The sequence below is a fragment of the Streptomyces sp. HUAS MS02 genome, from assembly GCF_055702265.1.
In genome coordinates this window covers 2,888,711-2,900,978 of sequence record NZ_CM146747.1, presented here as the reverse complement: position 1 = coordinate 2,900,978, position 12,268 = coordinate 2,888,711, and the positions used below count along the sequence as shown (strand labels likewise).

The window sequence follows — 12,268 nt, the reverse complement described above, 5'->3', positions numbered from 1 at the left end:
GCTTCCTATTCGAGGCGGGCGCGGATGAAGTCGGCGAGGGAGCGGGCGGGGATGCGGCGGGCGCGGCCGAGGGTGATCGAGGCGAGCTGCCCGGTGCGGAGCAGGTCGTAGACGGCGGAGCGGCCGAGCTGGAGGCGGGCCATGACCTGGGGGACCGTCAGCAACTCTTCCGGCGTGCTGAGTCCCCGCCGGGGTGGGGCGGGTTCCTGTGCGTTCATCCGCAGCCTCCTTCGGCGATGAACCGGTGTTCCAGTTCCCGGCGGTGCCAGACGGCGGCTGCGAGGAGCGCGCCGCCGGGGCTGTAGCCCGAGCCCTGGTAGGCCCAGTGGCCGACGACGAGGGTGGTGTCCGGGTCCGGCTCGGGCAGGCCGGCGTGGGTGCGGGCCTGTTCAGTGCGCCAGGCGCGGCGGGCTGCGCGCAGCGCGCCCAAGGTGGTGGAGTAGCGGCGGGACTTGGTGGAGAAGTGGCCCCGGAAGCCGAGCATGTGCGCCCACTTCCAGAGCTTCAGGTCGGTGAACTCGGGCAGCCTGCCGAGTTCCCAGCAGGTGCGGATCATCTGCCGCACATGGCGTGCGACGGCGAGGCGGGGCAGGGGCCGGGCCTGTCCGGTTCCGTCGCAGGCGGTGCAGGGGAGCGGGTGCCGTGGGGCAGGAGGGTGGCGCCGCGTCCCTGGCAGGGGCGGCAGAACAGGGCGCGGTCGAGGGTGCCGGAGGCGTCGGCGGACTTGGTGGCGTACTTCGCCACGTAGGCGGCCACGCCCTGATCGGTGAATTCGACGTCAGTGCCGAAGGCGGCGATCTCGCGTACGTCGAGCTGTTCACCCCAGCCGAGTTCGCGTTCCCCGACCGCGTCCGACTCGACCCTGACGCGGACCCGCGCGGCGGCGGCGCGTACGGCGTCGGTGGCGTACGGCGGCGGGGGCTGACTGGTGCCGTCCGGGCCGTCGAGGCGGATGACGGCGTGGAAGTGGACCAGACCGCGCTGCTGGTACTCGGCGACCTTGGCGAAGGAGACCCGCAGGACCGCGTGGGCGGCTTTCTGGGTCATGCCGAGCCGGGCGGCGAGCTCGCGGCGCAGGTAGGTGGTGAAGCGGGCCCACAAGGTTCCGGCGTGGGCGTTGAAGAGGACCGCGCCCGCGTAGTCGTATGTCGCCGGGTTCAGCGGCGTCCCGAGCAGGGGGTCGTTAAGTTCGTGGAGCTTGCGGCAGCGGCAGGGACGGATGCCGCCGCCGGGGGTGGTGAGGCGGTTGTGGACGGAGCCGAAGGACGGCGGGGTGAGGGTGACGAAGATACGGGGGTGGGTGCGGACGGTGTCGGGCACGGTCTTGCCGCCGGACAGGCCGGCGCGGATGAGGTGGTAGGTGTCGGCGGCGTAGAGGCGGGAGCAGGCCGGGCAGCGTGAGGCGCGGCGGTTCCCGCACGAGGTGAGCAGGCTGCCGGTGGGTTCGTCGGAGGAGGTGTAGGAGCGCAGGAGCTCGCCGGTCGTGGTGTCGACGGTGGCGGTGTGGCCGGTCAGGCGGACGGGTTCGGTGCAGCCGCCGAGGCGTTCGATCTGCTGCTGCGCACCGTCGAAGTCGGGCTGGTTGACGAGGTGGAGCAGGTCCCGCACGGCGGGGCTTGCCACGTGGCGCAGGTCCAGGGTGACCATTCGGGGCGTGTCCCTTCTGTCGGGGTGGGGCCCCGAGCAGCAACCAGCCATGGCTGTAGGCGTGTTGGGCTGCTCGGGGCATGACGAACCAGGCCCGTTGGGTGGGCGTGGATTTCAGGGAGGGGTGATCCGGCCGGTGGCCGGAGTGGCTCAGAGCTGAGCGAGGGCGGCGATGGCCACCGGCAGGGCGACGCCCATGCGGGTCGCGAGCTGGGCGGCGGTGACCGGCGCTCCGTGCTCGGCGTGGTGGGTGTCTGCGATGCGCCGGGCCGCACTCAGCAGTGCGGCGGGCAGGGCCGGGCGGGAGCCGGTGGCAGGCGCCTTGGCGACGGCCGGGGCGGGGGCGGAGTCGGGGACCTCGATCACGGTAGGCACTTCGGCCGGAAGCGGCGTAGGCGTCGTGGCGAGGACCGGCTCAGGGGCCGGGGCCGCCGTCTCGCGAGCGGGCGCCGAGGTGGGCATCGGCTCAGCGATGGGCGCGGGGGCTGGGGTAGCTGTGGTGGCGGTCTCCAGGTGTGCGGCGGTATGGAAGTGGGCGAGGAAGGCGGGGCCGACATGGCCCCAGCCCAGGAGCAGGAGCGGGGCGACGGTATCCAGGCAGGCCCGGCCGTAGCGTCCGGTCAGCAGGGGCTCGGCGGTGTTCAGCGCGAGAGTGAGCAGCCCGCACAAGTGCAGCAGCCGGGTGCCGGCCTTCAACTCCGCCTTGCGGACGCCGCTCAGGGCCAGGAACCGCAGCGCGACCAGGAGCCCGACGACGGACAGGTCCACCATGGGGGCGATCAGCGGCGCGATCGGGCGAGGGACGCCGAGCCGCAGGGCCAGCGCCCAGACGTTGCCGAAGGAGAAGACGAAGGCCAGGGCCGAGATGACCGCCATGACAACGGTCACGGTGCGCCGGGTGAACCGTTCCTCCGCCATGCGGGGAACCTCCTCTCTCAGGACGTGCGGGTCAGGGGTGTTCAGGGCTTGGCCAGGGAGACGGCCGGGCCGTCCGGTCCTTCGTCGTCGCCGGAGTCCGTGTGGCCGGTGGTGTCGAGAAGAGCGTCCAGGCACAGTGCGGGGTCGGCGGTCAGGTGGGAGGTGGCTTCCGCGATACGGGCGGCGTCGGCGTCGGAGACGTACGGGGTGCGGATGCGGGTGAAGCCGGGGCGTCCCTGCATCGCCATCACCGCGACCCCGACATAGGCGGGGTCCTGCAACGTCACCGGGCCGGCATCGGGCCAGTTGCGGATGTCGTCACCGAGTGCGGCCACCGCGGCTTCCGCCGTCTTCTGCGCGAACGACAGCCCGACTGGGCACACATCGCGGATGAAGGTCGGGATGGCATCCCCGGTGGTCTTCTGGCTGATCAGGATGGTCAGGATGCCGACGCTGCGGCCCTTCTTGACCAGGTCCTCCACCAGCCGGGCGTTCTCCGCCGTCAGCGCGGCCAAACGTTTCGTCTCGGCGTCGCTGCCCTTGTACTCGCGGAAGAACGTGTGCGCCTCATCGATGAGCACCACCGTGAGCGGCCACAGCCGCGAGGGGCCGACGTGCCACATGTTCTTCACGCCCAGCACGTCACGGATCACCGACGACCGCCGCCGACGCAGCTCCACCAGCCGCTTGAACAGCGCGTTGGCTTCGTCCAGGTCGTCTCCGCAGAACGCGAACATCCGCTTGACCAGGTCCGCGTAGTCGCCCTCCGAGGCTCGCGACACCTTCCCGTCGAAGCCCACGAACTGCACGGCCGCCGACGGCGCGAGGTCACAGACGAACTTGTTGATCCCCGAGGTCTTGCCCGCGCCGGGTGTGCCGGCCACCGTCACCCCGGGCACGTTGGCCAGGGACACGCACACGGGTGCGGCGTACTCGTCCACGCCCAGTTCCCAGCGCGCCACGTCCTCCGGAGGGCGGCCGGTGGGCCGGTGCTTGGTCGGCGTGGTCAATGGGTCGGAGCGCACGCCACGGATCACCACCTTGCCGGGGCCGTCCGGCAGGACGGAGACCCGCGTGCACCGCTAGGCGTCGGCCAGGAAGCGTGCCGCCTTCTGGTATTCCTCCAGCCCGACCTGCGGCAAGGTTCGGGCCCGGACGATCACGCCGAACCGGTCCGGCTTCACCTTGATCCTGGGAGTCAGCACCCGGGGCGCGGGGGCGGGACTATCCCTCTGGGCCGTGAGCTGCGCGAGCAGACCCGGCGTCTTGTCGGTGACCGTCAGTCCGGCCATCCGCGCCAGCCGCACCCACCCCCAGCGCACCCGCACGGCCTGCCGCATGCTGACCCGCGTGCCCCGGTCGGCCCGCACGTAGCGCCCGACGCCCCAGCACAGCCAGACGCCCGCCAGCACGGCCACGACCAGCAAGGGGCGTTCGCCGAGGGCGAGGGCGATGACGTCGACCTCGTGTTTGGTGCGGGCCGAAGGGTCGGGGACCTCCGTGGTGCAGACCGGGCCCGGGAGGCCGCCCGGGAGGACCGTGTGGGCGTAGCGGCGGGTCCAGGTGCGGGCGAGTTCTTCGAAGTGGGGGCCCAGGATCTTGGAGTTGAAGGTGGGAGTGGATGCCTTCCATGCCTCCTCCGCGAAACCCTGCTCCACGGCTGATGCCTGGGGGAGTGTGATCAGCTGGTTGAAGCGGATCACGGGATCCACCAGGGTGATGACCGGGTGGCGGGGGCGAAGGATGTCCTGTTCCCGGTGGATGTAGCTCGTGGACTCCAGGACGTCCAGCGGGTGCGCGATCGCGTTAGGGGCGGCCGAGGGCGGCGCCGATCGTGGTGGGCGTGGTCGCGCCCTCGGCGATGGCCGAGAGGATGTCGTAATAGAGGGTGTGCTGGGTGATGCGAGGGTCCTCACGAAGCAGGTACTCGGTCTCCATGCGTGAGTAGACCGCTCGGCCGGGGTCCAGAAGCGTACGGGACACCCAGGAGTCGAAACCGTCGTTCGGTGTCGGGTTCCCTGCGATGGGCTGGTAACCAGGGGCGCCGCCGAGCACGGCGTGGACGCGGAGTGCGGTGGGCAAGTCCTCGATCTGCCAGAAGCGGCGGCTGGCCCGGTAGTCGAAAGCGCCCAGGCGAAGGTCGACGACCGCGCGTCCGCGTAGGGGCTTCGTGCCCGAGAGCAGCTCGTGCATGACGCTCATGGCTGATCCGCACAGGAGGACACGGGCACCGATACCCTCACCGCGCTGATGGCCGTCGTACAACTGCTGGAGGAATCCCGGTAGTTCAGGTGAGTGCTGCAGCAGGTACGGCAACTCGTCGATGATCAGGAGCGGCACTTTCGAACGACGCGCCGCGACGTTGATCGCGCTGTTGAGCACTGCCGGTCAGTCCGGCAGGCTCAGAGCGCCGGAGTGCAGTCCGGCGTGCGAGGCGATCACGTCGCTTAAGCGCTGCAGCGCCGGAAGGCGGCCTTCCTCTCGGATGGCGGTGACGTAGAGGCCGTCGAGCGATTCCGACAGTGCCTGGAGAAGGTACGACTTGCCGTGGCCTCGTCGCCCGGACACGATGCCGAGTCGCATGGCCGGTGAGGGGTCGCCGATGAAGTCGGTCAGTAGTGCCCACTCCCGTTCGCGGTCGACCACGTCTTGGGGATTGTCCGGGACCGGTGGATGCTGAGTCGTACGTCGTCCCATGGGGCACTTCCGTGGTCGATACCGTCGAGTCCGTCTAAGTCTAGGTAGACGGAATCTGTCGGCATCGACTTCGACAGGACTCACTCCTTCGGGTGATCGCACAACCTCCGCAACACCACCCCGCACCGTCGTGCGTACGCATGCTGCAATCCCCGCGTGGCCGCCCCGCCCGCGCGGGCGTACCACTTCGCTCCTCGGCTGAAGGCCGTGACCGTGAGCCAGACCGTGCCGTCGCCCGTGCGGTCCACCACGAAGGACTCCTCGCCGCATTCCGGGTGGCCCGGGAGCGTGCCGTAGGCCCAGCCCTTGCGGCGGGGTTCGTCGACCGTCCAGACCACGCGGCAGGGGGCCTTGATCACGCCGCCGAGGGTGACCGTCACGTCCACGCCTGGGGCCGCCTCGGGGGCGGAGGCGCGTATGCCGACGCCCAGCGCGCGGTGCATCTCCCAGGTGCTGACGGCGTGCGCGGCCCGCTCGAACACGTCCGTGCCCTCGCCTATGCGGGAGCGGACGTGGAGGGGGTTGAAGTCCGGCGGGCAGTGACCCTCGCGGGTCGCGCCGACGGCCTCGTAGGTGAAGGGGCCCTCGGGGAGCGGGCCGGTGGTTTCGGGCATGGCGCACAGACTAGGGCGGCACCCGGAGTCGCCTTCTCTCCGGGTACCGCCCCGAGCGGCCTGGGAACCAGGCCGTGATGTCACGCCGTGACGTTGACCGCCGCCCACGTCGCGTTCACCGCGGCGTACTCCGCGCTGCTCGCGCCGTAGAGCGAGGACGCAGCGTTCAGGGTCGCCGTGCGGGCGCCCTTGTAGTTCGTGGTCGACGTCATGTACGTCGTCAGCGCCTTGTACCAGATCTGGACGGCCTTGTCCCGGCCGATGCCCGTGATCGTGGCGCCGTTGGAGGTGGGGGAGTTGTACGAGACCCCGTTGATCGTCTTCGCGCCGCTGCCCTCGGACAGGAGGTAGAAGAAGTGGTTCGCCGGGCCCGAGGAGTAGTGGACGTCCAGGCTGCCGAGCGACGACGACCAGTAGTTGGCCGACGAGCCGTCCTTGCTCGGCTGGTCCATGTAGCGCAGCGGGGTGCCGTTGCCGCGGATGTCGACCTTCTCGCCGATCAGGTAGTCGCCCGGGTCCTTGGCGTTGGCGGCGTAGAACTCGACCGCCGTGCCGAGGATGTCCGAGGTGGCCTCGTTCAGGCCGCCGGACTCGCCGCTGTAGTTCAGGCCGGCGGTGTTGGACGTCAGGCCGTGGGTCATCTCGTGGCCGGCCACGTCCAGCGAGGTGAGCGGCTTGGTGTTGCCCGCGCCGTCGCCGTACGTCATGCAGAAGCAGCTGTCGGACCAGAAGGCGTTGACGTACGCGTTGCCGTAGTGGACCCGGGAGTACGCGGCGACGCCGTTGTTCCTGATGCCGTTGCGGCCGAGGACGTTCTTGTAGAAGTCCCAGGTGACCTGGGCGCCGTAGTGGGCGTCCACGGCGGCGTTCTGGTCGGTGGAGGAGCTGGTGACGGTGCCGGTGCCCCAGACGTCGTCCGCGTCGGTGAAGAGAGTGCCGGCCGAGGAGGACGTGGCACGCGCCTTGTTGTACGTCTTGTGCGCACCGCGCGAGGCGTCGTTGAGCTGGTACGTCGAGCCGGACAGCGAGGTGCCGATGGTGACCTGGCCGTTGTACTGGCTGTTGCCGCTGCCGGTCTGGATCGCCTCCCACTCGTACAGCTTCTTGCCGGTCTCCGCGTCGGTGACGACGTGCAGCTCCTGCGGGGTGCCGTCGTGCTGGAAGCCGCCGACGACCGTCTCGTAGGCGAGGGCGGGCTTGCCACTCGCGGCCCAGACGACCTTGCGCGGGGCCTTGTCGGCCGCCGTCTTGGTGGAGCCCTCGGCCTTGGCGGCCTTCAGCGCCTGCTTCTCGGCGGTGGCCTTGGTGACGGCCGCGGTCAGGTCGGGGACCTTGACGGTGGCGGTGGTCGCCTTGGTGACGCTCTTGATGTCGCCGGCCTTGGACTCGTGGACGACCAGGTCGCCGCCGAGGACCGGGAGGCCGCCGTAGGTGCGCTCGTAGCGCGTGTGGACCGTGCCGTCCGCGTCCTTGAGGACGTCACGGACGACCAGTTCCTCCTTGGCGCCGAGGCCTATCTCGTCGGCGGTCTCGGTCGTGGCCGCGTCCGCCTCCTTGATCAGGGCGGTGCGCGCGGCGGGGGTCAGCAGGACCGGGGCCCCGGCCGGCCGGGCCTTGTACGCGACGGGCGCGGGCTGGGCGGTGGCACCGGAGGTCAGTCCGGTGGTGAGCAGCGCGCCGGCGGCGACGGCGGTCGCGATGGCGAGCGTGGTGCGCTTGTGACGCGCGTAGAGAGGACGTCGGGGAGTCACACGAGCTCCTTATGTGGGGGAAGTGCAGGGGTGCTGGTGCGGCGGGTGGAGGAAGAGTGACACTTGAGTCGTGTCCATGTCAGGAGGGGGTGATGATGTTGGCCGAAAGTCAACTGTCCGGTGAATGTTGCGGAAACATGAACGGGCGCCGCCCCGGCGGGAAGTGACCCACCGGGGCGACGCCTGTCGGGAACGGGAAGCGCGTGTGCGCTGCTGCGTGCGCGTCTGCACGCGCGGGTACGCGCTGGTGTCCTACGGGAAGGTCAGCTTCCAGCTGTTGATGTACCCGGTGTCCCGGGCCGCGTTGTCCTGGACCCTCAACTGCCATACGCCGTTGGCGACTTCGGAGGACGCGTTCACGGTGTACGTGGTGTTGATGTTGTCCGAGCTGCCGCCGGTGCCGTACGCCTTCAGCGTGTACGCCGTGCCGTCGGGGGCGACCAGCTGGACCTGGAGGTCACCGATGTAGGTGTGGACGATGTCCACGGCGACCGCGAGGTTCGAGGGTGCGTTTCCGGTCCGGCCGGACACCGTGATCGGCGAGGTGACCGCCGCCCCGTTGTCCGGAATCGATACGTCGGTCGTGCTCTCGAACGACGTACCGCCGCCCCCGCCACCGCCGGGTCGGGTGCCCACGTTCACGCCCGCCCAGGCGTTGGCCACGGCCGTGTACTCGGCGGACGTGGTGCCGTACAGCTCACCGGCCGCCGCCAGGGTGCCGGTGCGGGCGCCCGCGTAGTTGGTGGTCGAGGTGAACTTGGTGGTCAGCGCGCGGAACCAGATCTTCTCCGCCTTGTCCCGGCCGATGCCGGTCACCGGCAGGTTGTCCGAGGTGGGCGAGTTGTAGCTGACGCCGTTGATGGTCTTGGCGCCGCTGCCCTCGGAGAGCAGGTAGAAGAAGTGGTTCGCGGGGCCCGAGGAGTAGTGCACGTCGATCGAGCCGATGCCGGAGTACCAGGCGTCCCTGGACGAGCCGTCCTTGCTCGGCCGGTCCATGTAACGCAGCGGCGTGCCGTCGCCGTTGATGTTGATCTCCTCGCCGATGAGGTAGTCACCGACGTCGGAGGTGTTCGCCGCGAAGAACTCGACCGTCGCGCCGAAGATGTCCGAGGTGGCCTCGTTCAGACCGCCGGACTCGCCGCTGTAGTTCAGGCCGGCCGTGTTGGACGTGAGGCCGTGGGTCATCTCGTGCGCGGCCACGTCGATCGAGGTGAGCGGGTTGGCGTTGCCGGAGCCGTCGCCGTACGTCATGCAGAAGCAGGAGTCCTGCCAGAACGCGTTGACGTAGTTGTTGCCGTAGTGCACGCGCGAGTAGGCGCCGACGCCGTCACCGCGGATGCCGCTGCGGCCGTGCACGTTCTTGTAATAGTCCCAGGTCAGCGCCGCGCCGTAGTGGGCGTCGGCGGCGGCCGACTCCAGGTTCGACGGGGCGCCGTTGCCCCACACGTCGTCGGGGCCTGAGAACAGGGTCCCGGTGCCGGACGTACCCCGGTTGAGGTTGTTCGTGCGGTGGTTGCCGCGCGCGCCGTCGGTGAGGTTGTACGTCGAACCGGACTGGGTGGTGCCGAGGGTCACCTGGCCGCTGTAGACGGTGTTGCCGGTGCCGGTCTCGACCGCTTCCCACTCGTACAGCTTGGCGCCGCTGGTGGCGTCCGTGATGACGTGCAGTTCCTGCGGGGTGCCGTCGTGCTGGAAGCCGCCGACGACCGTCTCGTAGGCGAGGACCGGCTTGCCGCTCGCGGCCCAGACGACCTTGCGGGGCGCGCGGTTGATGTCCGGGCTCTTGGCGTCCTCCGCCTTCGCGGCGCCGAGGGCCTGCTTCTCGGCCTTGCCCTTGCTGACGGTCGGGGTCAGCGACGGGACGGCGATCTTCGCCTTGGTGGCCTTGACGATGCCCTCGGTCGCGCCCGCCTTCGAGGTCTCGACGACCAGGTCGCCGCCGAGGACCGGGAGGCCGTCGTAGGTCCGCTCGTAGCGGGTGTGCACGGTGCCGTCGCGGTCCTTGACCACGTCACGGACGACGAGCTTCTCCTTGGCGCCGAGGTTCAGCTCCTCGGCCGTCTCCGCCCTCGTCGCGGTGGCCTCGCGTATCAGCTCGGCCCGCTGGGCGGGGGTGAGCTTGACCGAGGCCGCGCCGGTGGCCTTGCTCGCAGCCGACGGTGCCTTCTCCGGGGCGGCGGTGGCGGCGCCCGACTGGACGGCCGCGGCCAACAGGGCGGTGACGGCGACGAGCGCGCCGGCGGCCGTGCGCCGGCGGGCGGTGCGGCCGAAGGTGTTACCGGTGTGGGAGGTGCGTCTGTGGGACTGGCGTCTCAACACTGACTCCTTCTGCGTGGCCGCGGTTCGCACGGCCAGGGGAGACCGGACGACTGGTGGCCGTCCGGGCAGAACAAGATGTGCACTGACGAACGCGATAACCACATGCGTGGGGGGTGCCGCGCGGCACGTGAGAGCGCTGCCTGTGAGGTTGCTGTGCCGCGGTTGTGGGCAGAGTGGCAGGAGATTGCGCTTCCTGTCAGGGGCGCGTCAATAACTTGGCCGGAAATCGTCCGTTGCCCGGTTGATCATGTTCGATAAACGGGGCGTTCACCTGGCGGGGCCGAGGGTGGAGGGTGGGGGGCCGAGCGCGGAGGGCGGAGGGCCGAGCGCGGAGGGCGGAGGGCCGAGCGCGGAGGGCGGAGGCGCCCAAGGACCCAAGGACCCAAGGAGACGCCCTACCTGATCCGTTCACTTGTCGTCGTGCGGCCTGCGAGGGCAGACGACACACATCGGCGGCATCACGGGAGGCGTTCTTCCCATCGTCGTAAGGCTGTTCGGCAATCGTCGCACAGGTGACGTGCACGTTCGTCGGACCGCGGGACCCCGCCCCCCGTCAGGCGGCCTCCTCCCCGTGCCACCGCCGCCACAGTGCCGCGTACGCGCCGTCCGCCGTCACCAGGTCGTCGTGGGTGCCGAGTTCGGTGAGGCGGCCGTCCTCCATCACCGCCACGCGGTCCGCGTCGTGGGCGGTGTGGAGGCGGTGGGCGATGGCGATGACCGTGCGGCCGTGCAGGACCGCGGCGAGGGCGCGTTCGGCGTGGCGGGCGGTGGTGGGGTCGAGGAGGGCCGTGGCCTCGTCGAGGATGAGGGTGTGCGGGTCGGCCAGGACCACCCGGGCTAGGGCCAGTTGCTGCGCCTGGGGGCCGTCCGTGCGGCGCCCGCCCTCACCGAGGCGGGTGTCCAGCCCGGCGGGGAGGTCACGGACCCAGCCGTCCGCGCCCACCGCCGACAGCGCCGCCCACAACTCCTCGTCCGTGGCCGCCGGTTCGGCGATGAGGAGGTTGTCCCGGACCGTACCCAGGAAGACATGGTGCTCCTGGGTGACCAGGACCACCTGGCGGCGCAGCCGTTCGGGGTCGAGGTCAACGACGGGCACCCCGCCCACCGTCACGGTCCCGGCGGTCGGCGCGTCGACGCCGGCCAGCAGGCGGCTCAGCGTCGTCTTCCCGGCGCCGGACGGGCCCACCACCGCGAGCCGCTCTCCCGGGCGGACCGTCAGGTCCACACCGCGCAGCACCTCGCCGCCCCGCTCGTACGCGTACCGGACACCCCGTACGTCGATACGGTCGTCCACGGGCTCCGGGGCGACCGCGGAGCCGGTGCGCGGGGCCCCGGCCAGCCCCTCCACCCGGGCGAACGAGGCGCCGCTGCTCTGCAGCAGCTCCACCCGCATCAGGATCTCGTCGAGCGGGCCGCTCAGCTGCTGCAGATACAGGGCCGCCGACACCACCACGCCCAGCGTGACCGCGCCGCGCGCGAGCAGCACACCGCCGAGGAGGAGCACGAGGACCTGGGGCACGAAGTACGAGACCTCGACCCCGGGAAAGAACACCGTGCGCAGGAACAGGGTGTGGAAGCGGCGGCGCCGGGACTCCTCCAGCGCGTCCCGGCTTGCCGTGATCCGCCGGCGCTCCAGCCGCAGCGCCTCGATCGTACGGGCCCCCGACGCGGTCGCCGCGACGATCTCCGCCACCTCCGAACCGGCCGCGCCCTCCGCGAGATAGCCAGCGCGCGCCCGGCGCAGATACCAGCGCAGCACCACCCCGATGCCGCTCAGCCCGACCAGCGCGCACACTCCGAGCAGCGGGTTCAGCGCGAACACCGCGCCGATCAGGAACAGCGCCTGCACCGAGCTGATCAGCAACTCGGGGCCCACGTCACGCAGGGTCTTGCCCACCGCGTCCACATCGGCCGTGCCGCGCGCCGTCAGATCGCCGGTCCCCGCCCGCTCCACGACCGACGCCGGCAGCGCCAGGGTCCGGTCCACGAACTCCTCACGCACCCGCGCCAGCGTCCGCTCCCCGAACCGGTGCCCCACGTACCGGGCCCAGCGCGCCAGCAGCAACTGCGCCACCGCGCACAGCAGGATCGCCGCCGCGAGCCGGTCCACGACCCCGACGCCGGCCCCGCCGCGCACCTCGTCGATGATCCGCCCCACCAGCCACGGCCCGGCCAGCCCCGTGGCGGCAGCCGCCCCGTTCAGCCCCAGCACGGCCAGGAAGGCCCGCCCGTCCGCCCGCACCAGCCGCACGGTCGCCCGCCGCACGGCCCGCGCGTCGGCGACGGGCAGCCGCCCGGTGGGGTGGGGGTCCGATGCAACTT

The 12,268-nt window shown here is 71.0% G+C and carries 7 protein-coding genes and 2 pseudogenes; all 9 read right to left on the bottom strand.

Annotation, left to right across the window (positions count from 1 at the left end):
- Positions 1-5: 5 nt before the first annotated feature.
- The gene (locus tag ACZ9QC_RS12180; protein ID WP_472920169.1) at positions 6-218 is read right to left on the bottom strand and encodes a helix-turn-helix domain-containing protein; all 213 of its coding nucleotides are present in this window, start codon (positions 216-218) and stop codon (positions 6-8) included.
- A pseudogene (locus ACZ9QC_RS12175) lies at positions 215-1,647 on the bottom strand (replication initiator). The gene ACZ9QC_RS12180 and the pseudogene ACZ9QC_RS12175 overlap by 4 nt, the downstream one beginning before the upstream one ends.
- 150 nt (positions 1,648-1,797) lie before the next feature.
- Positions 1,798-2,565, bottom strand: a complete 768-nt coding sequence (locus ACZ9QC_RS12170; RefSeq protein WP_472920168.1) for a DUF2637 domain-containing protein — start codon at positions 2,563-2,565, stop codon at positions 1,798-1,800.
- A gap of 41 nt (positions 2,566-2,606) precedes the next feature.
- Entirely contained in the window at positions 2,607-3,590 is a 984-nt protein-coding gene (locus ACZ9QC_RS12165) for an FtsK/SpoIIIE domain-containing protein (protein WP_472920167.1), read from the bottom strand.
- A 402-nt stretch (positions 3,591-3,992) separates the two neighbouring features.
- Positions 3,993-5,262, bottom strand: a pseudogene (locus ACZ9QC_RS12160) (AAA family ATPase); the annotation flags it as partial.
- 80 nt (positions 5,263-5,342) lie between these two features.
- Positions 5,343-5,876 carry a DUF1990 family protein gene (locus ACZ9QC_RS12155; RefSeq protein ID WP_472920166.1) on the bottom strand — a complete coding sequence of 178 codons (534 nt, stop codon included), beginning with the start codon at positions 5,874-5,876 and terminating at the stop codon, positions 5,343-5,345.
- Between the two features lie 80 nt (positions 5,877-5,956).
- The gene (locus ACZ9QC_RS12150) at positions 5,957-7,627 is read right to left on the bottom strand and encodes a M4 family metallopeptidase (RefSeq protein WP_472920165.1); all 1,671 of its coding nucleotides are present in this window, start codon (positions 7,625-7,627) and stop codon (positions 5,957-5,959) included.
- Between the two features lie 252 nt (positions 7,628-7,879).
- Positions 7,880-9,946, bottom strand: a complete 2,067-nt coding sequence (locus ACZ9QC_RS12145) for a M4 family metallopeptidase (RefSeq protein WP_472920164.1) — start codon at positions 9,944-9,946, stop codon at positions 7,880-7,882.
- Positions 9,947-10,499: 553 nt separating this feature from the next.
- A complete protein-coding gene (locus ACZ9QC_RS12140; RefSeq protein ID WP_472921667.1) occupies positions 10,500-12,236 on the bottom strand; it encodes an ABC transporter ATP-binding protein in 1,737 nt (578 codons plus the stop codon).
- Between the last annotated feature and the right edge of the window lie 32 nt (positions 12,237-12,268).